Source organism: Streptomyces sp. NPDC038135 (genome assembly GCF_055601245.1).
Map to the genome: position 1 here is coordinate 285,501 of NZ_JBVJXS010000007.1, position 25,074 is coordinate 310,574.

The 25,074-nt window shown below is 73.8% G+C and carries 20 protein-coding genes; 4 read left to right on the forward strand and 16 right to left on the reverse strand.

Translation table 11 applies throughout. The features are described from left to right. Window positions 1-51 precede the first annotated feature (51 nt). Window positions 52-744, reverse strand: a complete 693-nt coding sequence (locus ACZ7JA_RS21630; protein WP_020940714.1) for a metal-dependent transcriptional regulator — start codon at window positions 742-744, stop codon at window positions 52-54. Between the two features lie 236 nt (window positions 745-980). Here ACZ7JA_RS21630 and ACZ7JA_RS21635 point away from each other — a divergent pair, with 236 nt between their 5' ends. Beyond that, window positions 981-1,736 carry an SIS domain-containing protein gene (locus ACZ7JA_RS21635; RefSeq protein ID WP_389303224.1) on the forward strand — a complete coding sequence of 252 codons (756 nt, stop codon included), beginning with the start codon at window positions 981-983 and terminating at the stop codon, window positions 1,734-1,736. A 181-nt stretch (window positions 1,737-1,917) separates the two neighbouring features. On the opposite strand, the gene ACZ7JA_RS21640 is transcribed toward ACZ7JA_RS21635, so the two are convergent. The 3 genes from ACZ7JA_RS21640 to pdxH form a co-directional block, all read right to left on the reverse strand. Then, the gene (locus ACZ7JA_RS21640) at window positions 1,918-3,363 is read right to left on the reverse strand and encodes a PAS domain-containing protein (protein ID WP_351665839.1); all 1,446 of its coding nucleotides are present in this window, start codon (window positions 3,361-3,363) and stop codon (window positions 1,918-1,920) included. 113 nt (window positions 3,364-3,476) lie between these two features. After that, complete coding sequence (locus tag ACZ7JA_RS21645; RefSeq protein WP_351665841.1) at window positions 3,477-3,932, reverse strand: GNAT family N-acetyltransferase; 456 nt, start codon at window positions 3,930-3,932, stop codon at window positions 3,477-3,479. Between the two features lie 345 nt (window positions 3,933-4,277). Further along, on the reverse strand, window positions 4,278-4,964 hold the full coding sequence (gene pdxH / locus ACZ7JA_RS21650) for a pyridoxamine 5'-phosphate oxidase (RefSeq protein ID WP_351665842.1): 687 nt from the start codon (window positions 4,962-4,964) through the stop codon (window positions 4,278-4,280). Between the two features lie 165 nt (window positions 4,965-5,129). Here pdxH and ACZ7JA_RS21655 point away from each other — a divergent pair, with 165 nt between their 5' ends. After that, window positions 5,130-6,230 (forward strand): citrate synthase 2, encoded by a 1,101-nt coding sequence (locus tag ACZ7JA_RS21655; protein WP_351665844.1) that lies wholly within the window; start codon window positions 5,130-5,132, stop codon window positions 6,228-6,230. 54 nt (window positions 6,231-6,284) lie between these two features. Here the strand turns inward: ACZ7JA_RS21655 and ACZ7JA_RS21660 are convergent, their stop codons facing one another. The 10 genes from ACZ7JA_RS21660 to ACZ7JA_RS21705 all read right to left on the reverse strand — a co-directional run bounded on the left by ACZ7JA_RS21660 (window position 6,285) and on the right by ACZ7JA_RS21705 (window position 18,190). Next, entirely contained in the window at window positions 6,285-7,316 is a 1,032-nt protein-coding gene (locus tag ACZ7JA_RS21660; RefSeq protein WP_351665846.1) for an isopenicillin N synthase family dioxygenase, read from the reverse strand. A gap of 253 nt (window positions 7,317-7,569) precedes the next feature. Then, the gene (locus ACZ7JA_RS21665; protein ID WP_450743371.1) at window positions 7,570-8,151 is read right to left on the reverse strand and encodes a hypothetical protein; all 582 of its coding nucleotides are present in this window, start codon (window positions 8,149-8,151) and stop codon (window positions 7,570-7,572) included. Between the two features lie 33 nt (window positions 8,152-8,184). Beyond that, complete coding sequence (locus tag ACZ7JA_RS21670) at window positions 8,185-8,790, reverse strand: TetR/AcrR family transcriptional regulator (protein WP_470809805.1); 606 nt, start codon at window positions 8,788-8,790, stop codon at window positions 8,185-8,187. Then, entirely contained in the window at window positions 8,778-9,515 is a 738-nt protein-coding gene (locus ACZ7JA_RS21675; protein ID WP_450743369.1) for an enoyl-CoA hydratase family protein, read from the reverse strand. The genes ACZ7JA_RS21670 and ACZ7JA_RS21675 overlap by 13 nt, the downstream gene beginning before the upstream one ends. Further along, complete coding sequence (locus ACZ7JA_RS21680; protein ID WP_470809807.1) at window positions 9,512-11,080, reverse strand: 4-coumarate--CoA ligase family protein; 1,569 nt, start codon at window positions 11,078-11,080, stop codon at window positions 9,512-9,514. Before ACZ7JA_RS21680 ends, ACZ7JA_RS21675 begins: the two co-directional genes overlap by 4 nt. A 28-nt stretch (window positions 11,081-11,108) precedes the next feature. Then, on the reverse strand, window positions 11,109-12,269 hold the full coding sequence (locus ACZ7JA_RS21685) for an acyl-CoA dehydrogenase family protein (protein WP_389450095.1): 1,161 nt from the start codon (window positions 12,267-12,269) through the stop codon (window positions 11,109-11,111). Continuing rightward, window positions 12,266-14,122 (reverse strand): acetyl/propionyl/methylcrotonyl-CoA carboxylase subunit alpha, encoded by a 1,857-nt coding sequence (locus ACZ7JA_RS21690; protein WP_470809809.1) that lies wholly within the window; start codon window positions 14,120-14,122, stop codon window positions 12,266-12,268. Before ACZ7JA_RS21690 ends, ACZ7JA_RS21685 begins: the two co-directional genes overlap by 4 nt. Window positions 14,123-14,127: 5 nt before the next feature. Continuing rightward, window positions 14,128-15,726, reverse strand: coding sequence for an acyl-CoA carboxylase subunit beta (locus tag ACZ7JA_RS21695; RefSeq protein ID WP_393436000.1), 1,599 nt, complete (start codon window positions 15,724-15,726; stop codon window positions 14,128-14,130). After that, entirely contained in the window at window positions 15,723-17,399 is a 1,677-nt protein-coding gene (locus tag ACZ7JA_RS21700; RefSeq protein ID WP_470809812.1) for an acyclic terpene utilization AtuA family protein, read from the reverse strand. Before ACZ7JA_RS21700 ends, ACZ7JA_RS21695 begins: the two co-directional genes overlap by 4 nt. Then, window positions 17,396-18,190: a TIGR03084 family metal-binding protein gene (locus ACZ7JA_RS21705; RefSeq protein WP_470809814.1), complete on the reverse strand. Its 795-nt coding sequence runs from the start codon at window positions 18,188-18,190 to the stop codon at window positions 17,396-17,398. The genes ACZ7JA_RS21700 and ACZ7JA_RS21705 overlap by 4 nt, the downstream gene beginning before the upstream one ends. A gap of 145 nt (window positions 18,191-18,335) precedes the next feature. Between ACZ7JA_RS21705 and ACZ7JA_RS21710 the strand changes: the two genes are divergently transcribed. After that, a complete protein-coding gene (locus ACZ7JA_RS21710; RefSeq protein WP_470809816.1) occupies window positions 18,336-19,076 on the forward strand; it encodes a class I SAM-dependent DNA methyltransferase in 741 nt (246 codons plus the stop codon). Window positions 19,077-19,374: 298 nt separating this feature from the next. On the opposite strand, the gene ACZ7JA_RS21715 is transcribed toward ACZ7JA_RS21710, so the two are convergent. Beyond that, window positions 19,375-20,322, reverse strand: coding sequence for an EamA family transporter (locus tag ACZ7JA_RS21715; protein ID WP_403682067.1), 948 nt, complete (start codon window positions 20,320-20,322; stop codon window positions 19,375-19,377). Window positions 20,323-20,756: 434 nt separating this feature from the next. After that, entirely contained in the window at window positions 20,757-23,717 is a 2,961-nt protein-coding gene (locus tag ACZ7JA_RS21720) for an FAD-binding and (Fe-S)-binding domain-containing protein (RefSeq protein ID WP_470809818.1), read from the reverse strand. Window positions 23,718-23,873: 156 nt separating this feature from the next. Here ACZ7JA_RS21720 and serC point away from each other — a divergent pair, with 156 nt between their 5' ends. After that, window positions 23,874-24,992, forward strand: a complete 1,119-nt coding sequence (serC, locus tag ACZ7JA_RS21725; RefSeq protein ID WP_351665870.1) for a phosphoserine transaminase — start codon at window positions 23,874-23,876, stop codon at window positions 24,990-24,992. The last annotated feature ends 82 nt before the right edge of the window (window positions 24,993-25,074 follow it).

The window sequence follows — 25,074 nt, forward strand, 5'->3', positions numbered from 1 at the left end:
CAACAGGGGAGGACAGGCCCCGGCGCCGACAGGCGCCGGGGCCCTCCCGTGTCAGCGCTTGGCGACGAACACGTGCGAGGCGACGTCCGCCTCCAGCTCGGCCGCCTCACCACCGCTGCCGACGAGCACCCCGCCCGCCGACTCCGTCACGCTCACCACCGAGCCGGGCTGCACACCCGCACGGCGCAACGTGTACATGAGCTGCGCGTCCGTCTGGATCGGCTCCCCGATCCGCCGGACCACGACCGTCTTGCCGTCCGTCCCCGCGTCCAGATCGGCCAGCGACACCATGCCCTCGTCCAGGAACGGGTCCGCCCCGTCCTTCTCGCCCAGCTCCTCCAGGCCCGGGATCGGGTTGCCGTACGGCGACTCGGTGGGGTGGCGCAGCAGCTCCAGCACCCGGCGCTCCACGGCCTCGCTCATCACGTGCTCCCAGCGGCACGCCTCCGCGTGCACCTGCTCCCACTCCAGGCCGATCACGTCGACCAGCAGACACTCCGCGAGCCGGTGCTTGCGCATCACACGCGTGGCCAGCCGGCGCCCCTCGTCCGTGAGCTCCAGATGGCGGTCGCTGGCCACCGACACCAGACCGTCGCGCTCCATGCGGGCCACGGTCTGGCTCACCGTCGGCCCGCTCTGGTCCAGCCGCTCCGCGATGCGGGCGCGCATGGGGACTACGCCTTCCTCTTCGAGCTCGAGGATGGTGCGGAGATACATCTCCGTGGTGTCGATCAGTCCGGACATACGTGCCCCTCGATTACCTCTGCCGGAACCTGCCCGGCGCGTGCGCTGGCCCTGACTTCAATTCTGCCGGATACCACCGACAACCGTGCCGCACCGAGCGAACGAACGACCCACGCGCGCGACCGCCTCCGGCGCCCGGCGCACACCCGCGCCCCCGCGGCCGCCCGCCGTATTGACACCGCACTGGTCCAGACCGCACGGTGATCCGCGACACAGACGCTGCGAAGGGGCACCGCATGAGCGACGGCACACCCGCCGACCTGTTCTTCGACGCCGCCATCGGCCTGCTGCAACGGGTCCGCGAGGAGGAGGCCGGGGCGATCAGCGCCGCCGCCACCCTGCTCGCCGACACCGTGGCCTCCGGCGGCCGCCTGTTCGCCTTCGGCGCCGGCCACTCCTCGCTGGCCGCCCAGGACGTCGTCTACCGGGCCGGCGGCCTCGCGCTCATGAACCTGCTCACCGTCCCCGGAGTCGTCGGCGTCGACGTCACCCCGGCCACCCTCGGCTCCGCCCTGGAACGCGTCGACGGACTCGCGAGCGCCGTCCTGGACACCTCCCCGCTCCGCGCCGGCGACGCCCTCGTGATCATCTCCCTCTCCGGCCGCAACGCCCTGCCCGTGGAGATGGCCACCGGCGCCCGCGCCCGCGGCGTGAAGGTCATCGGCGTCACCTCGGTCGCCTACGCCGCCGAGACCACCTCCCGGCACTCCTCCGGCACCTTCCTGAAGGACCACTGCGACGTCGTCCTCGACTCGAAGATCTCGGTCGGCGACGCGGAACTCACCCTCGACACCATCCCGGCGCCCTTCGCCCCGGCCTCGACCGTGGTCACCACCGCCCTGATGCAGGCCGTCGTCGCCACCGCCGCGGCAGCCCTCGCCGACCGCGGCATCGAACCCCCGCTGCTGCGCTCCGGCAACGTCGACGGCGGCCACGACTGGAACGCCCGGGTCATGACGGAGTACGGCGACCGCATCTTCTACCGGCACTGACGCCGGGGCCACCGGCGCTGACACCGGGGCTCTCGGCACTGGCATCGGGGCCACCGGCACTGACACCGGCACGAGGGCCACCGGCACTGACACCGGCACGGGGGCCACCGGTGCTGACACCGGGGCTACCAGCACTTGCATCGGGGCCACCGGCGCTGACACCACGGCCGCCGGCCAGGCCCTACTCCCCGGCCCGGGGCGCCCGCGCCGCGTCCGCGAGATCCAGCGCCGCCCCCACCCGCGCCGCCACGTCCTCCGCGTACGCCGCGTCCGAACGCTCGAAGCGGTTCCGGGCGGCCCCGCGCAGGAACGTGACCACGCCCAGCGTCCGGCCCCGGCTGCGCAGCACGGCGCACAGTGCGTGCACCGCGTCCTCGGGCCACTGCCGGGCCAGCGCCCAGTCCCGCGCCCGCTCGGCCGGCACCGACCCCGCGTCCGCGCGCACGGTGCCGGCCCGCTCGACGCACTGCAGCACCGGGTGCCCCGCCTCGTAGCGCAGCGGCAGCCCGGCCGCGCCCGTGACCAGGCTCGGTCCCGGCGCCCCCGCGGGGGACGCGGCCAGCCGCACCAGCCGTACCGGAGACGAGTCGTCGCCCTCCGCGCGCGGGGCCCCCGCCAGGCGGTCGAGCAGCGCGTGGTCGGCGAAACCGGCGAGCGCGAAGTCCAGATGGACGGTGGCCGCCTCCGCCGGGTCCTCGCACTCCGCGGCCGCCCGGGCGGCCCGGTGGAGCTGATTGGAACGGAAGCGCAGCAGGGACGCCTCCTGCTCGCCCTGCTTGGCCTCCGTGACGTCCAGGAAGAGCCAGCCCACCCCGAGCGGCACCGGTTCCTCCGCGAGCGGCGAGGCCAGCCGCACGAACCCGCTGCGCCAGCAGCGCCGCCGCTCGCCCTCGGGCCCGCGCACCGCCACCCACATCTCGGCGGGCGCGGGCGGCGCGCCCTCGGCCAGCACATGGGTGAGGGCGCTCTCCAGCTCCTCCACCCCCTGGGCGAGCAGCTCGCCCAGGGGCCGCCCCAGTGCCGACGTCCGCCCGATGCCCAGAGCCCGCGCCGCGTGCCCGTTGACGACGGCCGGCCGCAGATCGGCGTCCACGAGGACCACGCCCCAGGACGCGTCCTCGAACAGCGCCTCGCTCAGCGCGATCGACCGCTCCAGGTCGATCTGCGCGTGCACCTCGCTGAAGGCGCAGTACACCCCCGCCGGCTTCCCGTCCGGTCCGCGCACGGCGGCGGACTGCGTGCGCACGAGCACCCGCCCGCCGTCCTTGGTGACCAGCGCGAACTCGTGCACCTGCCGGCCCGGCGCGTGCATGGCGGACATCAGGCGCTCCTGGACCTCCTCGGCGTCCGCGCTGCGCACCGCCCAGCCGGCGAACCCGTGCCGCCCGACCGCCTCGCCGACCGTCCAGCCCAGGATGCGCTCCGCCTCGCGGTTCCAGTGCGTCACCACCCCGTCGGCGTCGAACGCGCACAGGGCCGCGTCCATGCCGTCCAGCAGCGCGGCGAGCAGATCGGAACCGCCGGGCTCGTCAGGGCAGTCGGCGCCGGCCGGCCCGTGCGGGCCGCCCCGCTCGGGCTCGTCGGGCCCCAGCTCGTCGGTGGTCCCACTCCGCCGGGAAGCACTCACCTGGACCCCCTGGACGCTGCGTCCGCGCACGCACGGCGCTCGGTTCGCTCACTGGCCTTCATTCAACTCGAACGTGACGCAGCCCACATCCTGTTCCCGCAAGATTGCCGCAATCATTGCCCGGCCGACGCCATGAGCCGCAGGTCGACCCACTCGTCGCGCTCCCCGTCGAGCACGTACCGGTCGACCTCCACGAACCCGTGCCGCCCGGCGAACCGCAGCCCGTCCTCGTTCACCGCCAGCACACACGTCTCGACGGTCTCCGCCCCCAGCCCGCGCGCGTGCGCCAGCCCGTCCTCGTAGATCACCGACCCGAACCCGCGCCGCCGGAACCCGGGCAGCACCCGTGCGATCACGGTCGCCACCCGCTCCTCCCCGGTCGGCGGCCGAACGGTGGAGCACCCGACCAGCTCCTCCCCGAGATAGGCGTTCACCAGCCGGTACCGCCCCACCCGCGTCCGCGCCCCCGCGAGGGACATGGCAGCGGGCGGCACCACCACGTTGTGCACGTACCGCCACTGCTCGAGCATGCCGTCGCCGTCCACGGCCCGGATCCGAAGGTCACCCATGCCCGGCAAGCTAGGGGCACCCCTCGCGGCCCGTCCACCGCATTGGGCCGCCGGGCGGCCGGGGTCCTCGATAAATCCCTTGAGCATCCGCGAAGCGCTTCTTAGGGTGTGGGTTACACGAGAAGGGAGGTGGTTCGGCAGATGTATGAGAACCGGACGCGTGAGGTGGCTGCGGGCTAGCGGTCCGCCACCACATCCAGTGCGGTGCCGGACCAGCGCGTGACAGACGCGTGCAGCCGGCCCAATCCCAAGCAGTCACCCGACCCGCGAGCTCGCCGGTACGTCCGGCCGGCTTCGCCGCCTTCCGGTGGTGGAACCGAGCTCGCGGGTCGTCTGCGTGTGGGGTCAGGGGCTCAGGCGTTGCAGGGTCCAGGAGCCGTCGGGGCGGCAGGTGTAGCGCAGGCGGTCGTGGAGGCGGTTCTCGCGGCCCTGCCAGAACTCGACCGTCTCCGGGGCGATGCGGAAGCCGCCCCAGTGCGGCGGGACCGGGATCTCCTCGTCCTCCGGGTAACGCGCGTCCAGTTCGGCGTAGGCCGCTTCCAGTTCGGCGCGGGACGCGATCACGGAGGACTGGGCGCTGGCCCAGGCGCCCAGCCGGGAGCCGCGCGGGCGGGTGCGGAAGTAGGCGGCGGTCTCCTCCCGGCCGGTGCGGCGGGCGACGCCGGTGACGATGACCTGGCGGGCGATCGGGTGCCAGGGGAAGAGCAGCGACACGTACGGGCCGGCGGCGAGTTCGCGGGCCTTGCGGGAGCCGTAGTTCGTGTAGAAGACGAAGCCGTCGGAGTCGAACTGCTTCATCAGGACCGTGCGGGAACTGGGCCGGCCCGCCGCGTCCGCGGTGGACACGACCATCGCGTTGGGTTCGTAGAGCGTGCCGTGCAGGGCCGCCCGTGCTGCGTCCTCGAACCAGCCGGCGAACTGGTCCATCGGGTGTGCCGGCAGGTCCTTCTCGTCGAGGCCCGCGGCCCGGTACTGCTTGCGCATGGCGGCGGGGTCCAGCAGCGGGTCGGGGCTGGGTTCGCGGTCGGTCACGCGGTCATCCTGCCGTATCGAACGCGCATGGCACTCAGTGTCGCGTGGGCTCCCCAACTGTGGCACTCGGGGTTATGGTGCTGCTTCCGCCGCGGTTTGGGTGACCACCGGCCGATCGGGGCATCACCGGTGTGACCGCCGCCGACATTCATTAGGAGCCGCCTGATGTCCGATTTCGTACCCGGACTCGAAGGGGTCGTCGCGTTCGAGACGGAGATCGCCGAACCCGACAAGGAAGGCGGTGCCCTGCGGTATCGGGGCGTCGACATCGAGGACCTGGTCGGGCACGTCTCCTTCGGGAACGTGTGGGGTCTGCTGGTCGACGGCGCCTTCAACCCCGGCCTGCCGCCGGCCGAGCCGTTCCCGATCCCGGTGCACTCCGGTGACATCCGGGTGGACGTGCAGTCGGCGCTCGCCATGCTGGCCCCCGTCTGGGGTCTGAAACCGCTGCTGGACATCGACGTGGAGCAGGCGCGGGCCGACCTGGCGCGGGCCGCGGTGATGGCGCTGTCGTACGTCGCCCAGTCGGCGCGCGGGCAGGGGCTGCCGATGGTGCCGCAGCGGGAGATCGACAAGGCGGGTTCGGTGGTCGAGCGGTTCATGATCCGCTGGCGGGGCGAGCCGGACCCGAAGCACGTGGCCGCCGTGGACGCCTACTGGACCTCGGCCGCCGAGCACGGCATGAACGCGTCCACCTTCACCGCCCGGGTCATCGCCTCCACGGGCGCGGACGTCGCGGCCGCGCTGTCGGGTGCGGTCGGTGCGATGTCCGGTCCGCTGCACGGCGGTGCGCCCTCGCGGGTGCTCGGGATGATCGAGGAGATCGAGCGCACCGGGGACGCGGAGGCGTACGTCAAGCAGGCCCTGGACCGCGGCGAGCGCCTGATGGGCTTCGGGCACCGGGTGTACCGGGCGGAGGACCCGCGGGCGCGGGTGCTGCGGCGTACCGCGCGGGAGCTGGGGGCGCCGAGGTTCGAGATCGCCGAAGCGCTGGAGAAGGCCGCGCTGGAGGAGCTGCACAACCGGCGGCCGGACCGGGTGCTGGCGACCAACGTGGAGTTCTGGGCGGCGATCATGCTGGACTTCGCGCAGGTTCCGGCGCACATGTTCACGTCGATGTTCACGTGTGCGCGGACGGCCGGGTGGTCGGCGCACATCCTGGAGCAGAAGCGGACGGGGCGCCTGGTGCGGCCGTCGGCGAAGTACGTGGGGCCGGGGCCGCGCAGCCCGCGGGACATCGAGGGGTACGCGGACATCGCCCACTGAGCGTGCCGCTGGGGGGCGCGGGCGGGCCGCCCGCGCCCCTCTTTCGGCACGGGGTCACGCCGGTGCCAGCAGGTCCCCGTGGTGCCGCTGGGCCGCCAGCGGGTGGGCCCTGAGCTTGCCCTTGAGTTCGTTGTAGCCGTACTCGGCGTACAGCGGGTTGGCCGGGTCGGTGGTGATGCCGGGGGCCGTGCCGGCGTGCGGGAAGGGCAGCGGCTCGATCCGGGCGTCCAGGCGGGGGTTGTAGAAGAACGGGACGGAGAAGCGTTCCGTCGCTCCGGGCGGGCTGACCACGCGGTGGTTGGTGGCGAGCAGGTAGCCGTTGGTCGCGACCTCGAGGAGTTCGCCGAGGTTGACGACGAAGGCGCCCTCGATAGGCGGCACGTCGTGGAAGCGGCCGTCCGCGCGCTGCACCTGGAGGCCGCCGACGGTGTCCTGCAGGAGCAGGGTGAGGAAGCCGTAGTCCTTGTGGGCGCCGACGCCCTGGTCGGCGCCGTCGCCCGCGCTGCCGGGGTAGCGGACGAGTTTGAGGTGCGGGTGGGCGTGCGCGCCGAAGACGGGGTCGTAGAAGCCGGCGGGGGCGCCGATGGCGGTCAGGAGTTCGCGCAGCAGGCGCTGGGCGACGGCGCTCAGCCGGTCGATCCAGGCGAGGGCGGCGGTACGCAGTGCGGGGAGGGCGGCCGGCCACTGGTTGGGGCCCTGCAGCCACCAGTAGGGCGGTTCGCCGGGGCCGGGAACGCGGGCGGGGCGTTCGGCGCCTATGTCGAGCTGGTCGCGCCAGTCGCGGGCGCCGGCGGTGCGTTCGTCGCCGGTGCGGGTGTAGCCGCGGAAGTGCGGGGAGCCGACGTTGTCGAGGGCGAGCCGGTCGGCCTCGGGGAGGTCGAAGAAGGCGCGCATGGCGGTGAGCAGCGCGTCGGTCTCGGCCTGGGTCACGCCGTGCCCGACGAGCTGGAAGAAGCCGACGTCGTGGGCGGCGCTGTGCAGCTGGGCGTGGAGCAGGGCGCGGGCCCGGGGGCCGCGGTCGGCGGCCGAGAGGTCGATGATGGGGAGCTGGGCGTACGACGGGTTCGTCGCGGTGTGCGTCGTCATGGGTGCGTCCGCTGGGTCTACGGGGCGCGGGCGGCCGCCGAGGGGTGTGGGCGGCCCCCGGGTGCCGGAAAAGGGAGAAGAGCGAGGAGGGGGCTGGGTCAGGCGGAGAGGCGCCGACAGCCCATGCTCGTGACGCGCACGTAGTCCACGTGGCGGCGTCGGACGAGCATCGGAAGCATGGGGGAAAGCGTACTGCGGTTCGCGTGATGCGCCTGTGGCCGGGCTCACTGCGCCGGGGCCACGGCGGGCGGGGTCAGAGCTTGCCCTGGATGTGGACCGTGCGGTGGCCGTCCAGTCGCCCGGCCAGCCGGGCGCGGAAGTCGTCGGTGAACGGGGGCCAGTTCCAGAACTCGAGGCCGAGGTGGCCGAGGGCGTAGTAGTCGTCGCCCCAGGTCCAGTCGGCGACGGGCACGGTGGCGGCGCAGGCGGGGCAGCGGACGTCGGCGGCGCCCGTGGTGGCCCAGAGGTCGATGGCCCGGCCGAAGGGCTCCCATGCCTCGTCGATGTGGTCCCCCGCGTCGGTGTGGAGGCGGACGGTGCCGGCGCAGCGGGGGCAGCGGGCCCATCCGGCGTCTCCCTGGCCGCCGGTGAAGACGGTGCGCCCGGTGTGCACGGCCAGGCCGTCGTACGGCTCGTCGTCCGCGTCGGCCGGGGCGACGGCCCGGTGCCAGTCCGGGCCGGGCGGGTGCCCGAGCGGCTGTCCGAGCACGCAGTCGGTGCGCTCGGCCCGCACGATGCCCTCGGCGACCAGCCAGTCGGTCAGCGACCGGGCCAACCGCGGCGCCTCCTCGGGCGTCGCGTCGAGGTCGACGAGGATCTGGAAGTGGTCGCCCATGGCGGAACCTTAGCCTCGGCCACTGACAGCGGCTCAGTCCAGGGCCGTCTCCACGAGCGCCGCCCACTGGGCGACCACGCGCTCGCGGCGGGCGGTGTCGTCGGTGAGGAGGTTGGCGAGGCCGAGTCCGCGGGCCATGTCGAGCAGGCCCTGGACGGTTTCGCGGACACCGGGGCGGGACTCGTCGGCGCCGAGGAGTTCGACGGCGATGCGGTGGGACTCGCGGCCGACGCGGGCCTCGAGTTCGGTGACGCGCGCGCGGAGCTGTTCCTCGTCGCTGGCGGCGACCCACAGGTGCAGGGCGGCCCGGAAGAGGGGGCCGGTATAGAGGCCGACGACGGCGGAGACGACGGCGCGCCGGTCGGCGGCACCGTCGGGGAAGAGTTCGCGCAGGGCGGTGGAGCGCTCCTCGGCGACGTACTCGACGGCGGCCGTGAACAGGTCCTCGCGGGTGGGGAAGTGGTGCTGGGCGGCGCCCCGGGAGACGCCGGCGCGTTCGGCGACGGCGGCGACCGTGGAGCCCGCCCAGCCGTGTTCGGCGAGGCAGGCCACGGCGGCCTCCAGGAGCCGCTGCCGGGTGGCCCGGCTGCGGTCCTGTTTGGGTACGCGGTCGCGTTCCGCCGTACTCACACCACCCATGCCGCATCCCGTCTTTCCAGGAAGGCCGTCATCCCCTCCCTGGCCTCGGGCGAGGAGAACAGCCGGGCCGAGAGCGCGGTCAGGGCGGCCGCCTCCCGGTCGAAGGTCTCCAGCACCCTAGCCGTGAGCAGCCGTTTCGTCTCGGCCAGGGCCTGGGGCGAGGAGCGGCGCAGGCCGTCGAGGACGGGGGCGAGGACTTCGTCGACGTCGTCGGCGGTCGCGGTGAGCAGGCCGAGCCGTACGGCTTCGGCGGGGTCGAAGCGTTCGCCGGTGAGGTAGTAGCGGGCCAGGGCGCGCGGGTCGGCGCGCGGCATGACGGGCAGGGAGATCACCGCCGGGGCGACGCCGATGCGGACCTCGGTGAAGGCGAAGGTGGCGGTGGTGGCGGCGGCGGTGATGTCGCAGGCGGCGAGCAGGCCGAGGCCGCCGGCCCGGACGTGTCCGGTGACTCGGGCGAGCACGGGTATGGGCAGCTCCACGATCTGCCGCAGCAGGCCGACCAGCGCCTCCGGATGCGGTGGGTCGCGCAGGTCGGCCCCGGCGCAGAAGGTGGTGCCGGTGTGGGTGAGGACGACGGCGCGTACGCCGGGGTCCTCGGCGCAGTCGGCGAGCGCGCCGGAGAGGGCGTCGACGAGGGCGGCGGACAGTGCGTTGCGGGTGGCGGTGGCGTCGAGGCTGAGGGTTTCGACGGCACGCGCGCGTGTACGTGAGACGAGGGTGCTCAAGGGTGCTCCCGGAGCTGTCGGCGGAGGATCTTCCCGGAGGCGGCGCGGGGCACGGTGTCGATGAAGGTGACGCGGCGGACGCGTTTGTAGGGGGCGACGCGTTCGGCGACGTGCAGCATGACCTCGTTCTCGGCGAGGTCCCCGGCGGCGGGCTGGCGGACGACGAAGGCGTGCGGGATCTCGTTGCCGTCGTCGTCGTGTGCGCCGATGACGGCGGCGTCGGCGATGCCGGGGTGGGTGAGCAGCAGGGCCTCCAGTTCGGCCGGGGCCACCTGGAAGCCCTTGTACTTGATGAGTTCCTTCACCCGGTCGACGACGAAGAGCCAGCCGTCGTCGTCGACGTGCCCGACGTCGCCGGTGTGCAGCCAGCCGTCGGGATCGATCATGGCGGCGGTGGCGTCGGGGCGGCCGAGGTAGCCCTTCATGACCTGCGGGCCGCGGATGAGGATCTCGCCGGGTTCGCCGGTGCCGAGGTCCTTGCCGGGGTCGTCGAGGGAGACGATGCGCATCTCGGTGCCGGCGATGAGGCGGCCGACGGTGCCGGCGGGCGCGTGGTGCAGGGCGTCGAGCGGGACGACGTGGGTGCCGGGCGACAGTTCGGTCATGCCGTAGGCCTGGCCGATCGGGGGCAGGCCGAGGCGTTCGGCGCAGGCGGCGGCGAGGCGTGCGTCGAGGGGGGCGGCGGCGCTGATGACGTGCTTGAGGGAGCTGAGGTCGTAGCGGGCGACCGCCGGGTGTTTGGCGAGGGCGAGGACGATCGGCGGGGCGACGTACAGGCCGGTGATGCGGTGGGTCTCGATGGCGGCGAGGAAGGTCTCGAGGTCGAAGCGGGGCAGGACGACGACGGTGGCGCCCTTGCGCAGGGGGGCGTTCATCAGGGCGGTGAGGCCGTAGATGTGGAAGAACGGCAGCACGGCGAGGATGCGGTCGCCGGGTCCGGCCGGGACGGGGGCTTCGAGCTGGGCGAGGTTGGTGGCGATCTGCCGGTGGGTGAGCATCACGCCCTTGGGGACGCCGGTGGTGCCGGAGGAGTACGGCAGGGCGGCGATGTCCTCGGCCGGGTCGATGCCGATCTCGGGCTCGGGGGCGGTGGTGGCGAGCATGTCGATGAGCGAGCGGTGCCCGGGTGCGCTGTCGCACACGAATATCTCCCGCACCCCGCCCGCGAGTTCGGCGGCGCGGCGGGCGGTGCCCAGCAGCGGGGAGATGGTGACGATCCAGCGGGCGGCGCAGTCGGCCAGCTGTTTGGCGAACTCCTCGGGGGTGGCGAGCGGGTGCACCGTGGTGACGGAGGCGCCCGCGCGCGTGGCCGCGTAGAAGGCGGTCGGGAAGGCGATCGTGTTGGGGCTGTGCAGGGCGAGGACGTCGCCCTTGCGGACGCCGGCGTCCACGAGGGCGGCGGCGATCCGCCGGTGGAACCGGTCCACTTGCTCGTACGTGAGGGTGGTGCCGTCCGTGCCGTCGATGAGGGCCGGGTGGTCGCCGTAGCCGGCGGCCTGGCCCAGGACGACGTCGTGGATGGGAAGGTCTACGGGCGGGACGTCTGCGTACTCGCTGCGGAACACGGTTCCTCCAAGCGGCCGTCGCTGCGGCCTAGTACGACTTGGGCAGGCCGAGCGTCTGGTGGGAGACGTAGTTGAGAATCATCTCCCGGCTCACCGGCGCGATACGAGACACGCGCGAGGCCGTTATCAGTGAGGCGAGGCCGAACTCGCGGGTGAGGCCGTTGCCGCCGAGGGTGTGCACGGACTGGTCGACGGCCCTCACGCAGGCCTCGGCGGCCGCGTACTTGGCCATGTTGGCGGCCTCGCCCGCGCCGATGTCGTCGCCCGCGTCGTAGAGGTGGGCCGCCTTCTGCATCATGAGCCGGGCCAGTTCCAGGTCGATGTGCGCCTGGGCGAGGGGGTGCGCGATGGCCTGGTGGGCGCCGATGGGGGCTTTCCAGACGGTGCGCTCGCGGGCGTACTCGACCGCCCGGGCGAGCGCGTAGCGGCCCATGCCGATGCCGAACGCGGCGGTCATGATGCGCTCGGGGTTGAGCCCGGCGAACAACTGGAGCAGACCGGCGTCCTCGTCGCCCACGAGCGCCTCGGACGGCAGCCGCACGTCGTCCAGGACGAGTTCGAACTGCTTCTCGGCGGCGTTCAGTTCCATGTCGATCGGGCGCCGCTGGAAGCCCTCGGCGTCCCGGGGGACGATGAACAGGCAGGGCTTGAGGCGGCCGGTGCGGGCGTCCTCGGTACGGCCGACGATGAGCACGGCGTCGGCCATGTCGACGCCGGAGATGAAGACCTTGCGGCCGGTGAGGAGCCAGTCGGCGCCGTCCTTGCGGGCCGTGGTGGTGATGCGGTGGGAGTTGGAGCCGGCGTCGGGCTCGGTGATGCCGAAGGCCATGAGGCGGGTGCCGTCGGCGAGTCCGGGGAGCCAGGTCCGCTTCTGCTCCTCCGTGCCGAAGCGGGAGATCACCGTGCCGCAGATGGCCGGGGAGACGACGAGCATGAGGAGCGGGGAGCCGGCCGCGCCCAGTTCCTCCAGGACGATGGAGAGTTCGGTGATGCCGCCGCCCCCGCCGCCGTGCTCCTCGGGGAGGTTGACGCCGAGGTAGCCGAGCTTTCCGGCCTCCGCCCACAGTTCGGTGGGGTGGCGGCCCTCGGCGAGGGTCCGGGCGATGTAGTCGCGGCCGTAGCGCTTGCCGAGGGCGGCCACCGCGGCGCGCAGGGCCTTGTGCTCGTCGGACTCGATGAGGGTGCTCATGGTGTCTCCCGGAGTTCGTGTACGACCGCCAGCAGCGTTCCTGGCTCCACCTGCCGGCCCGTGGTGGCGTGCAGGGCGGTGAGCGTGCCCGTGACGGGCGCCGAGATCTGGTGCTGCATCTTCATCGCCTCCAGCCAGATCAGCGGCTGGCCGGCCCGCACCGTCGCTCCCTCGGTCAGCCCGTCGGCGACGCGGACGACCGTGCCCGGCATGGGGGCGAGCAGGGAGCCCGGGGCGAGCTGGGCCGCCGGGTCGGGGAAGCGGGGCAGTTCGGTGAGCGCGGTGGAGTTCACGTACACCCGGTCCGTGCCGTACCGCGCCACCTCGAACCGGCGCTGGACGCCGTCCACTTCCAGTACGACGAGACGGGCGTCGGTGTGCACCACCCGGACCCCGTCGGCGGTGGGGCCCTGCCGGGTGTGCCGGTGGTGGACCTCGTGCTCCTCGCCGGCCATCTCGTACCGCTTGGCCTGCGGTTGCGAGGGCACGTTGCGCCAGCCGCCGAAGCGGGAGCGGCCGTGGGCGTCGGCGAGGGCGGCGGCGAGCGGGGCGTGCGGGTCGGGGGCCGGGGCGGTGAGGGCGGCGAGGTGGCGGTCGTAGAAGCCGGTGTCCATGCGGCCGGCGGTGAACTCGGGGTGGCGCAGGGAGTTCACCAGCAGGTCCCGGTTGGTCACCGGGCCGTGCAGCGCGGCGCGTTCCAGCGCGCCGGCGAGCCTGCGGACCGCCTCCGCGCGCGTGGGGGCGTGGGCGACGACCTTGGCGAGCATCGGGTCGTAGTGGACGCCGATGGTGTCGCCGTCGGCGTAGCCGGTGTCGAGGCGGACGCCGGCGGGCACGTCGAGGCGGTGCAGGGTGCCGGTCTGGGGGGCCCAGTCGCGGGCCGGGTCCTCGGCGTACAGGCGCACCTCGACGGCGTGGCCGTGCGCCCGCGGCGGCTCGCTCGCGAGGGGGTGGCCCTCCGCGATCCGGATCTGCTCCGCCACCAGGTCGACGCCGAACACCGCCTCGGTGACCGGGTGTTCCACCTGGAGGCGGGTGTTCATCTCCAGGAAGTGCGCCCGGCCGTCGGCGACCAGGAACTCCACGGTGCCGGCGCCGACGTAGGACACCGCGCGCGCGGCGCGTACCGCGAGCGTGTCCAGCTCCTCCCGGAGCCCCGCGGTCAGGCCGGGCGCCGGGGCCTCCTCGACCACCTTCTGGTGGCGGCGCTGGAGGGAGCAGTCGCGGGTGCCGAGGGTCCACACCGTGCCGTGGGTGTCGGCGAGGATCTGCACCTCGACGTGGCGGCCGCGTTCCAGGTAGGGCTCGGTGAAGACCTCGCCGTCGCCGAAGGCGCTCGCGGCCTCGGCGCGCGCGCCCTCCAGCGCGTCCGGCAGGTCCGCCAGGCGGCGCACGATCCGCATCCCGCGCCCGCCGCCGCCCGCGGCGGCCTTCACCAGCACCGGCAGGTCGGCCTCGGTGACCTCGCCGAGGGGCGCGATGCCCATCAGCTCCTTCGCGCGCGTCTTGGACGCCATCGCCTCGATCGCCTCCGGGGGCGGACCGATCCAGACGAGTCCGGCGTCGAGGACGGCCCGGGCGAACGCGGGGTTCTCGGAGAGGAAGCCGTAGCCGGGGTGGACGGCGTCGGCGCCGGCCGCCAGGGCGGCCTTCACGATCAGGTCGCCGCGCAGGTAGGTCTCGGCGGGCGTCGCGCCCGGGAGCCGTACGGCGGTGTCGGCCACGCGCGTGTGCAGCGCGCCGGCGTCCGCGTCCGAGTGCACCGCGACCGTGCGGATGCCCAGTTCACCGCAGGTGCGGAAGATCCGGCAGGCGATCTCGCCGCGGTTGGCGGCCAGCAGGGTCGAAATCATGAGCCTCACATCCGGAAGACGCCGAAGCCGCCGCGCGCGCCCTCGAAGGGCGCGGTGTGGACGGCGGACAGGCACAGGCCGAGGACGGTGCGGGTGTCGCGCGGGTCGATGACGCCGTCGTCGTACAGCCGCCCGGACAGGAACATCGGCAGCGACTCGGACTCGATCTGCTGCTCCACCATGGCGCGCAGGGCGGCGTCCGCTTCGTCGTCGTACGGCCGGCCCTTCGCCGCGGCCGACTGCCGGGCGACGATGGACAGCACGCCCGCGAGCTGCTGCGGGCCCATGACGGCGGACTTGGCGCTGGGCCAGGCGAACAGGAAGCGCGGGTCGTAGGCGCGGCCGCACATGCCGTAGTGCCCGGCGCCGTAGGAGGCGCCCATCAGGACGGACAGGTGGGGGACGCGGCTGTTGCTGACCGCGTTGATCATCATGGCGCCGTGCTTGATGATCCCGCCCTGCTCGTACTCCTTGCCGACCATGTAGCCCGTGGTGTTGTGCAGGAAGAGCAGCGGGATGTCGCGCTGGTTGGCGAGCTGGATGAACTGGGCGGCCTTCTGCGACTCGGCGCTGAACAGGACGCCCTGGGCGTTGGCCAGGATGCCGACCGGGTAGCCGTGCAGTGTGGCCCAGCCGGTCGTCAGGCTCGTCCCGTACAGCGGCTTGAACTCGTCGAAGTCGGAGCCGTCGACGAGCCGGGCGATGACCTCGCGGGGGTCGAAGGGGGTCTTCAGGTCGCCGGGGACGATGCCCAGCAGTTCCTCGCCGTCGTACTTGGGCGGCTGCGCGAAGGGGGGATCGGGGTGCGCCTTGCGGTGGTTGAGGCGGGCGACGACCCGGCGGGCCTGCCGGAGCGCGTCCCGCTCGTCGACGGCGAAGTGGTCGGCGAGGCCCGACACGCGCGCGTGCATCTCCGCGCCGCCGAGGGACTCGTCGTCGCTCTCCTCGCCGGTCGCCATCTTGACCAGCGGCGGACCGCCGAGGAACACCTTGGCGCGCTCCTTGACCATGATCACGTGGTCGGACATGCCGGGGACGTAGGCGCCGCCGGCGGTGGAGTTGCCGAAGACGACGGCGACGGTCGGGATGCCGGCCGCCGAGAGCCTGGTGAGGTCCCGGAAGATGGCGCCGCCGGGGATGAAGATCTCCTTCTGGGAGGGCAGGTCGGCGCCGCCGGACTCCACCAGGCTGATGCAGGGCAGCCGGTTGGCGAGGGCGATGTCGTTGGCGCGCAGTGCCTTCCGCAGGCTCCAGGGGTTGCTGGCGCCGCCGCGCACGGTCGGGTCGTTCGCGGTGATCAGGCACTCCACGCCCTCGACCACGCCGATGCCGGTGACCAGCGAGGCGCCCACCGTGTAGTCGCTGCCCCAGCCGGCGAGCGGGGACAGTTCGAGGAACGGGGTGTCCGGGTCGAGGAGCAGTTCGATGCGTTCGCGGGCGAGCAGTTTGCCGCGCTCGCGGTGCCGCTGGACGTACTTCTCGCCGCCGCCCGCGAGGGCCTTGGCGTGCTCGGTGTCCAGGTCGGCGAGCTTGGCGAGCATGGCCTCGCGGTTGGCCCGGTAGTCGGGGCCGCCGGTGTCGAGGGCGGAGGACAGGACGGTCACAGCAGGGCCTCCGGGATGTCCAGGTGGCGGGAGCGCAGCCATTCGCCGAGGGCCTTGGCCTGCGGGTCGAAGCGGGCCTGGGCGGCGACGCCGGCGCCGAGGATGCCGGTGACGATGAAGTTGAGGGCGCGCAGGTTGGGCAGCACGTGCCGGGTGACGGGCAGGTCCCGGCTCTCGGGGATCAGCTCACGGAACCGGTCGGCGGTCAGTTCGTGAGCGAGCCACCGCCAGGCCTCGTCCGACCGCGCCCACACGCCCACGTTGGCGTTTCCGCCCTTGTCGCCGCTGCGGGCTCCGGCGACCAGACCGAGGGGCGCCCGGCGGACCGGCCCGGGCGGCGGCGGCTCGGGCAGGGCGGGTTCCGGTACGGCGTCCAGCGCGGCCGTGTCCGCGGCCGGTGCCACCGGGACACGCCGGCCGTCGTGGAGGACGGCCACATGGTCGACGGCGCCATGGGGCACGTACACGTCCTCGAAGACTCCATAGGGGGCGCCCTTCCCCGGTGGGGCGAGCACATGGAAGCCGGGGTAGCTGGCCAGCGCCAGTTCCACGGCGGCCCCACTCAGGGCCCGTCCCACGAGCCGCTCGTCCGGGTCCCGGACGACCAGGCGCAGCAGGGCGCTCGCGGTCTCCTCGGTGTCCGCGTCGGCGCGGTCGGTGCGCACGAGGTCCCAGCGCACCTCCCGCGGCGGCGACTTGGCGAGCGCGTCGGTGAGCTGCTCGCGCACGAGGGCGGCCTTGGCCTCGACGTCGAGTCCGGTGAGCACGAAGACGACCTCGTTGCGGAAGCCGCCGAGGCGGTTGAGCCCGACCTTGAGCGTCGGCGGCGGAGCCTCCCCGCGCACTCCCTCGATCCGCACCCGGTCCGGGCCGTCCTGGCTCAGCCGCACGGTGTCCAGCCGGGCGGTGACGTCCGGCCCGGCGTACCGGCCGCCGGCCGTCTCGTACAGCAGCTGGGCGGTGACCGTGCCGACGTCGACGAGGCCGCCGGTGCCGGGGTGCTTGGTGACGACGCTGCTGCCGTCGGCGTGGATCTCGGCGAGCGGGAAGCCGGGACGGCGTACGTCGCCCTCCCCGAAGAAGGCGTAGTTGCCGCCGGTGGCCTGCGTCCCGCACTCCAGCACGTGCCCGGCGACGACGGCGCCGGCGAGCCGGTCGTACTCCCCCGGCCGCCAGCCGAAGTGGGCGGCTGCGGGCCCGGTGACCAGGGCCGCGTCCGTCACCCGCCCGGTGACGACCACGTCCGCGCCGGCCCGCAGACACTCGGCGATCCCGAAGCCGCCCAGGTAGGCGTGGGCGGCGAGGGCGCCGGGGTGGGCGGCGGCGAGATCGTCGCCCTCGACATGGGCGACCCGCACCGGCAGGCCGAGCCGCTCGCTCAACTCCCGGACCTTCTCCGCCAGTCCGGCCGGGTTCAGGCCGCCGGCGTTGGTGACGATCCGCACCCCGCGCTCCTGGGCGAGGCCGAGGCAGTCCTCCAGTTGGCGCAGGAAGGTGCGGGCGTACCCGGCGGCCGGGTCCTTCAGGCGGTCGCGGCCGAGGATGAGCATGGTGAGTTCGGCGAGGTAGTCACCCGTGAGGACGTCGACCTCGCCGCCGGTGAGCATCTCGCGCAGCGCGTCGAAGCGGTCGCCGTAGAAGCCGGAGAAGTTGCCGATGCGCAGCGGGTTCACCGCGTTCCCTCCCGCGGCGGGCGGCCGGCGCCGGGCGGGCCCGCGAAGGCCTGGGCGATGCCGAGCCAGCGGTCGGCGTCCGGGCCCTCGGCGCGCAGGGCGAGGTCGGCGCGGTGGGCCCGCTGGGTGACCAGCAGGCAGAAGTCCAGCGCGGGCCCGGTGACCCGCTGGGCGGCGTCCTGCGGCCCGTAGGTCCAGAGGTCGCCGGAGGGGGCCCGGAGTTCGACGCGGAACTCCTCGGCGGGCGGGGTGAGTCCGTGGACGGCGTGGGCGAAGTCGCGGGTCCGCACCCCGAGCCTTGCCACATGCCTCAGCCGGTCGGTGGGCGGGCGTTCCACACCGAGGGCGTCGGCGATGTCCAGCCCGTGGGCCCAGGTCTCCATGAGGCGGGCGGTGGCCATGGAGGCGGCCGACATGGGCGGCCCGTACCAGGGGAACCGGCTGCCGGCCGGTGCGTCGCGCAGGGCCCGCCGCAGGTCGTCCCGTCCGGCACGCCACCCCGCCAGCAGCTCGGCGGACGGCAGCCGCGCGCCGTCCTCCGCGCCCTCGTCCACGAACGAGTCGGGGGCGGCCAGCGCCTTCTCGACCAGTGCCTGGAAGGCCCCGGCGTCGATGACGGCCAGCAGGGCCGAGCGGTCGGTCCAGGCGAGGTGCGCGATCTGGTGGGCGACGGTCCAGCCGGGCGCCGGAGTGGGCCGGGCCCACTCCTCCGGTCTCAAGTCCGCGACCAGAAGGTCGAGTTCGTCGTTCTCGGCACGCAGGTCGTCGATGACGGGCGTCGGGTCGGCCATGAGGGGGAGCATGGCAGCGGGGCCAGAAACAATCAAGCGTGCTTGCATTCTTTTCTGGCCGGGGTCGGGAATCCGTCGGGCCGTGACGCGGAGCCGCCGGAAAAAGGCCGCGCGGCGCCCCGCGCTCCGGGCCTACCGTCGCGGCATGGTCGATGAGGACGGTTACTTCGGGGAGTCCGTCGCGGCTTCGTACGACGAGTCGGTGGCGGAGATGTTCGCGGACGGGGTCGTCGCTCCGGCGGTCGGCGTGCTGGCGGAGCTGGCCGGTGACGGGCGGGCGCTGGAGCTGGGGGTCGGGACCGGGCGCCTGGCGCTGCCGCTCGTGCGGCGCGGGGTCGAGGTGCACGGCGTCGACCTGTCACGGGCGATGGTGGACCGGCTGCGGGCCAAGCCGGGCGGTGACGCGGTCGGGGTGACGGTCGGAGACTTCGCGACGACCAGGGTGGACGGCGCCTTCCGGGTCGCCTACCTGGTCTTCAACACGATCATGAACCTCACCTCGCAGGACGCCCAGGTGGACTGCTTCCGCAACGCGGCCGGTCATCTGGAGCCCGGCGGCTGTTTCGTCGTCGAGGTCATGGTGCCGGACCTGCGCCGGCTGCCGCCGGGACAGAACGCGGTGCCGTTCCGGGTGGAGGAGGGGCGGCTGGGCTTCGACCTGTACGACGTGGCGACGCAGTCGGTCAGCTCGCACCACGTGCGGACGGCGGACGGACGGGCGACGTACTCCTCGGTTCCGTTCCGCTACGTGTGGCCCGCCGAGCTGGACCTGATGGCCCGGCTCGCGGGGCTGCGGCTGCGCTCGCGGTGGGACGGGTGGACGCGGGAGCCCTTCACGAGCGACAGCCGGCAGCACGTGTCGGTGTGGGAGAAACCGGCCGGCTGAACACCGGGCGCACCGGCCGGACGGCGGTCAGGCCTCCGAACTCCGGGCGCGCGGCCCGGACGACGGTCAGGCCTCGGGAGCCGGGCACGGAGCCCGTGCGACGGTCACGCCTCCGGACTTCGAGCGCGCGGCCCGGACGACGGTCAGGCTTCGGGAGCCGGGCACGCAGCCCGGGCGGCGGTCAGGCCTTCGGACTTCGGGTACGCGGCCCGGACGACGGTCAGGCCTCCGAACTCCGGGCGCGCGGCCCGGACGACGGTCAGGCCTCCGAACTCCGGGTACGCGGCCCGGACGACGGTCAGGCCTCGGGGGCCGGGGTCGGGAGCTTGCCGCGCCCGACCTGGGACCTGACCGCGCCGATGGTCGCCGCGATCACCAGGGCGATGGCGGCGGCCTCCGTGGCGGAGAGCGCCTGGCCGAGGATCAGGAAGCCCGCCGTGGCCGCGATGGCCGGCTCCAGGCTCATGAGGATGGCGAAGGTGTGGGCGGGCAGGCGGCGCAGCGCCAGGAGTTCCAGGGTGTAGGGCAGCACCGAGGAGAGCAGCGCCACCGCCGAGCCGAGGGCGAGGGTGGTGGGGTTCAGCAGGCGGCTGCCGGCCTCGGCGATGCCGAGAGGGAGGAACAGCAGCGCGGCCACCGCCATCGCCAGCGCCAGCCCGTCCGCCTGCGGGAAGCGGCGGCCGGTGCGGGCACTGAAGATGATGTAGGCGGCCCACATGGCGCCCGCGCCCAGGGCGAAGGCCACGCCTACGGGGTCCAGATCGCTGAAGCCCCCGCCGCCCAGAAGGAAGACGCCCGCCAGGGCGAGCGCCGCCCACAGCGCGTTGATCGCGCGGCGGGACGCCAGCACGGACAGCGTCAGCGGGCCGAGGACCTCCAGGGTGACCGCGGGGCCCAGCGGGATGCGGGCGACCGCCTCGTAGAAGAGGCCGTTCATCCCGCCCATGGCGATCCCGAAGGCGATCACGGTGCCCCAGTCGGTGCGCGAGTGGCCGCGCAGCCGGGGCCGGCAGACCACCAGCAGGACGACGGCCGCCGCGAAGAGCCGCAGGGTGACGACGCCGAGCGCGCCGGCCCTAGGCATCAGGGTCACCGCGACCGCCGCACCGAACTGCACCGAGATGCCGCCGGCCAGCACCAGACCGACCGGCCCGAGCGAGCCGAACGAACCGAAACGGCGCGGCCCGCCTCCGGAGGTAGCCGGCACGTGCTGCGTCGAGGGGGCGGTGCGGCTTGAGGTGCTCACGGGCGGTCCTGTGGCTGGCTGGGATCAGGGATGGGAGTCAGGACTCGGATCATGTCCATCTCGATGTACTTCCAAGTCCAGGGTAGTGGACTCCGTCAGGAGTGTGAACCCGGTATGCAACTGTTCCGCATGCTGGACGCCGCCCGTTCACATACCGACACCCCGCCCGTCCTTCGGCCCCCAGGCCGCCAGCACCTCGGTGTCCGTCGGTGAGGACGATCCGGTCGGCGGCGGCCACCTCGGGCTCGGCGAGCACGGCCTCCAGGGCGGGGAGGACGCCATGGATGTCGGACAGGACCGCCACCCGGCCCTGTTCCGCCTCCCCGGTCACCTCTCCGCCTCCGTCTTCCGCGCTCACTCCTCGGCCCTGTCTTCCGCAGTCACCTCTCGGCCCCCGTCTTCCGCGCTCACTTCTCGGCCTCCGTCTTCCGCGGTCACTTCGCCGCTCCCGTCCCGCCGCCCGGACCGTCCAGCCCGTCCGACCCGCCCGGACCCACCAGCCCGTCCGACCCGTCCAGCCCCTTCAACGCCTCCGACCCGCCCAACCCGTTCGACGCCTCCGACCCGTCCAGCCCGTCCGGCGCTTCCGCTCCGTCCAGCGCCTCCGCCAGTACCTCCGCCAGGTGCCGTCCCCGTACCCCGGCCAGTTGCTCGAGCTGGGTGCGGCAGGAGAAGCCGTCCGCGAGGATCAGCGTCCCCTCGGGCGCCGCGCGCACCGACGGCAGGAGCTGGTCCTCCGCGCAGGCGCGGGAGACCTCGAAGTGGCCCTTCTCGAAGCCGAAGTTGCCCGCGAGGCCGCAGCAGCCGCCGCTCAGCTCGCCGGTCAGGCCCGCGGACTCGCGCAGCGCGCGGTCGGCGCCGTCGCCGAGGACCGCGTGCTGATGGCAGTGGGTCTGCCCGGCGACCGGGCGGCCGACGGCGGGCGGGGCCCAGCCGGGGGCGTGCCGGCGCAGGGTCTCGGCGAAGGTGAGGACCGCCGACGACAGCCCGGCCGCGCGCGGGTCGTCCGGCAGGAGTTCCGGCAGGTCGGCGCGCAGGGCCGCGGCGCAGCTCGGTTCCAGGACGACGACGGGGAGGCCCCTGCGCAGCACCGGTTCCATCAGGTCCAGGGTGCGGCGCAGCACGGTGCGCGCCCGGTCGAGGCGGCCGGTGGAGATGTAGGTCAGGCCGCAGCAGACCCCGCCGCCGGCCGGTCGGGACGGTGGCAGCTCCACCCTGAGCCCGGCCGCCTCCAGCACCCGCACGGCCGCCCGGCCGACCGAGGGCGAGAGGTGCTCGGTGAAGGTGTCGGGCCACAGCACGACCGGCTCTCCGGTGCTCCGCCGCTCGCGCCGCCGCCACCAGCGGCTGAACGTCAGCGGCGCCAGCCGGGGGATGTCCCGCTCCGGGGCGATTCCGGCCAGCCGCTTGCCGATCCGGGCCGGCAGCCGCAGCGAGGCGAGCCGGTTGAGCGGCCGCGCCGCGCCGGCCCGGGCCGCCCAGCGCAGCCACACCGGCAGCCCGCCCATGCTGTAGTGGGCGGCCGGCCGGCGCCGGTGCCGGTGCCGGTAGTGGTGGTGCAGGAACTCCGCCTTGTAGGTGGCCATGTCGACGCCGACGGGGCAGTCCGAGCGGCAGCCCTTGCAGGACAGGCACAGGTCCAGCGCGTCCCGGACCTCGGTGGAGCGCCAGCCGTCGGTGACCAGTTCGCCCGCGAGCATCTCGTGCAGCAGCCGGGCCCGGCCCCGGGTGGAGTGCTCCTCCTCGCCCGTCGCCCGGAACGAGGGGCACATCACGTCGGGTCCGGCCGCCGTGGCCGTACGGCACTTGGCGACGCCGACGCAGCGGCGGACGGCGGCCCGGAAGTCGCCGTCGTCGGCCGGGTAGCCGAAGGCGACGTCGACCGGGCGGCGGGGCAGCACGGCGAAGCGGAGGTTCGCGTCCAGCGGGTCCGGGCGGACCAGCATCCCGGGATTGAGCAGGTCGTCCGGGTCCCAGATCCCCTTGGCCCGCTCGAAGAGCCGCACCGTCTCCTCGCCGTACATCCGCGGCAGCAGCTCGGCGCGGGCCTGGCCGTCGCCGTGCTCCCCGGACAGGGAGCCGCCGTGGGCCACCACCAGGTCGGCGAGGTCACCGGAGAAGCGCCGGAAGCGGGCCACTCCCGGCTCGGTGAGCAGGTCGAAGTCGATGCGGACATGGATGCAGCCGTCCCCGAAGTGGCCGTACGGAGTGCCGCGCAGGCCGTGGGAGGACAGCAGGGCGCGGAAGTCCCGCAGATAGGCGCCGAGCCGCTCCGGCGGCACCGCGCAGTCCTCCCAGCCGGGCCAGGCCTCCCTCCCGTCCGGCGTCCGGGTGGCCGTACCGCTCGCGTCCTCGCGGACGCGCCACAGGGCCCGCTGCGCCGCGGGTGCTGTGACCACGAGGGAGTCGACGACGTCGGCCGCGCGGGCGATCTCCTCCGCACGCGCGCGGGCCTCGGCCGCCGTCCCGCCGCCGGTCTCCACGAACAGCCAGGCGTGCCCTCCCGGCAGGCCGGCGGGCTCCGGGACGAGGTCGGCCGCCATGCCCTCCACCGTCAGCGGCCCGAACGGGAGCAGCCCCGCCGCGGCCTCGGCGGCCGCGCTCTCGTCGCCGTATCCCAGCACCGCCAGCGCACGCGCGCGCGGAGTCTCCACCAGCCGTACGACCGCCTCGGTCAGGATGCCGAGGGTGCCTTCGGAGCCGCAGAAGGAGCGGGCTACGTCGGCGCCCTTCTCGGGCAGCAGGGCGTCCAGCGCGTACCCGGAGATACGGCGGGGCAGTTCGGGGAAGCCGGTGCGCAGCCGGGCCAGGTCGCCCGCCACCAGGTCGCGCAGCCCCTCCGGCGCCCCGGCCCAGTCCCGCCCGAGCCGCAGCCGCCGACCGCGCGCGGTGACGACGGACAGTTCGCGCACGCTGTCCGCGGTGGTGCCCCAGGCGACCGAGTGGGAGCCGCACGAGTTGTTGCCGATCATCCCGCCGAGCGTGCACCGGCTGTGCGTGGAGGGGTCGGGGCCGAACCTCAGTCCGTGCGGTGCGGCGGCCTCCTGCAGGCGGTCGAGGACGAGCCCGGGCTGGACCACGGCGGTGCGCGTGCCCGGGTCCAGCTCCAGCAGCCCGTTCATGTGCCGGGTGAAGTCCAGGACCACGCCCGTGCCGGTCGCCTGCCCCGCGATGGAGGTGCCCCCGCCGCGCGCCACCACCGGCACCCCGCGCGCCCGGCACACCTCCAGCACGGCCGCGACGTCGGCCGCGTCCCGCGGGGCCACCACCCCGGCCGGCACCCGCCGGTAGTTGGACGCGTCCATCGTCACGAGCGCCCGGGACGTGGTGTCGAAGCCGACCTCGCCCCGGACGGCCCCGCGCAGCTCCGCCGCAAGACCCGAGAGATCCGTCATGCGTCCAGGATGCATCCGCTCACGCACAGTCACCGGAAGTTCTCCACAGCCGGACCCGATTAGTCGTACGACCGCACAAGTCCATGACCCGGCGGACTCGTCTCATCGGACGGACACGGTTCCGTCCCGTTTCGCGCAGCGGATACCCTCCGAAGCGTGGCCGACATCCAGATCCCCGCTGACATCAAGCCCGCCGACGGACGCTTCGGCGCTGGCCCCTCCAAGGTGCGGACCGAGGCGCTGGACGCCCTCGCCGCCACTGGCACGTCCCTCCTGGGTACCTCCCACCGCCAGGCGCCCGTGAAGAACCTGGTCGGCAAGGTACGCGAGGGCATCTCCGAGCTGTTCTCCCTGCCCGAGGGCTACGAGGTGGTCCTCGGCAACGGCGGCTCGACCGCCTTCTGGGACATCGCCACCCACGGTCTGATCGAGAACAAGTCCCAGCACCTCAACTTCGGCGAGTTCTCCTCGAAGTTCGCCAAGGCCGCGAAGCTCGCCCCCTGGCTGGCCGAGCCCACGGTCGTCGCCTCCGACCCGGGCACCCACCCCGAGGCGCACGCCGAGGCGGGTGTCGACGTCTACGCGTTCACCCACAACGAGACCTCCACCGGTGTCGCCATGCCCATCAAGCGCGTGGCCGGCGCCGACGAGGGCGCGCTCGTCCTGGTGGACGCCACCTCCGGCGCGGGCGGCCTCCCGGTCGACGTCGCCGAGACGGACGTCTACTACTTCGCCCCGCAGAAGTCCTTCGCCTCCGACGGCGGCCTGTGGATCGGCGTCTTCTCCCCGGCCGCGATCGAGCGCGCCGAGCGCGTCCACGCCTCCGGCCGGCACGTCCCGGAGTTCTTCAGCCTGCCGACGGCGATCGACAACTCCCGCAAGAACCAGACGTACAACACCCCGGCCCTCGCCACCCTCTTCCTGCTGAACGAGCAGCTCGAGTGGATCAACGGCCAGGGCGGCCTGGACTGGTCCACGGCCCGCACCAAGGACTCCTCGACCCGCCTGTACGGCTGGGCGGAGGAGTCCAAGTACGCCACCCCGTTCGTCGCCGACCCGGCCAAGCGCTCGCAGGTCATCGGCACGATCGACTTCTCCGACGAGATCGACGCGGCCGCGGTCGCCAAGGTGCTGCGCGCCAACGGCATCGTGGACACCGAGCCGTACCGCAAGCTCGGCCGCAACCAGCTGCGTATCGCGATGTTCCCGGCGATCGACCCGGCGGACGTCGAGGCGCTGACGAAGTGCGTGGACTACGTGATCGAGAAGCTCTGACCCTCCGGGTACGAGCGGGAGGGCGCCCGGTGCTTCACGCACCGGGCGCCCTCTTCTCATGCCGCCGGGCGAAACGCCGCCC

What these genes read in the sequence shown, in the direction of transcription:
- ACZ7JA_RS21705 (WP_470809814.1), bottom strand. Translation starts at nt 18,190, where the DNA reads ATGGCCGACCCGACGCCCGTCATCGACGACCTGCGTGCCGAGAACGAC.
- ACZ7JA_RS21690 (WP_470809809.1), bottom strand. Translation starts at nt 14,122, where the DNA reads ATGATTTCGACCCTGCTGGCCGCCAACCGCGGCGAGATCGCCTGCCGG.
- ACZ7JA_RS21670 (WP_470809805.1), bottom strand. Translation starts at nt 8,790, where the DNA reads ATGGGTGGTGTGAGTACGGCGGAACGCGACCGCGTACCCAAACAGGAC.
- ACZ7JA_RS21630 (WP_020940714.1), bottom strand. Translation starts at nt 744, where the DNA reads ATGTCCGGACTGATCGACACCACGGAGATGTATCTCCGCACCATCCTC.
- ACZ7JA_RS21660 (WP_351665846.1), bottom strand. Translation starts at nt 7,316, where the DNA reads ATGACGACGCACACCGCGACGAACCCGTCGTACGCCCAGCTCCCCATC.
- ACZ7JA_RS21635 (WP_389303224.1), top strand. Translation starts at nt 981, where the DNA reads ATGAGCGACGGCACACCCGCCGACCTGTTCTTCGACGCCGCCATCGGC.
- ACZ7JA_RS21655 (WP_351665844.1), top strand. Translation starts at nt 5,130, where the DNA reads ATGTCCGATTTCGTACCCGGACTCGAAGGGGTCGTCGCGTTCGAGACG.
- ACZ7JA_RS21645 (WP_351665841.1), bottom strand. Translation starts at nt 3,932, where the DNA reads ATGGGTGACCTTCGGATCCGGGCCGTGGACGGCGACGGCATGCTCGAG.
- ACZ7JA_RS21665 (WP_450743371.1), bottom strand. Translation starts at nt 8,151, where the DNA reads ATGGGCGACCACTTCCAGATCCTCGTCGACCTCGACGCGACGCCCGAG.
- ACZ7JA_RS21685 (WP_389450095.1), bottom strand. Translation starts at nt 12,269, where the DNA reads ATGAGCACCCTCATCGAGTCCGACGAGCACAAGGCCCTGCGCGCCGCG.
- ACZ7JA_RS21710 (WP_470809816.1), top strand. Translation starts at nt 18,336, where the DNA reads ATGGTCGATGAGGACGGTTACTTCGGGGAGTCCGTCGCGGCTTCGTAC.
- ACZ7JA_RS21720 (WP_470809818.1), bottom strand. Translation starts at nt 23,717, where the DNA reads ATGACGGATCTCTCGGGTCTTGCGGCGGAGCTGCGCGGGGCCGTCCGG.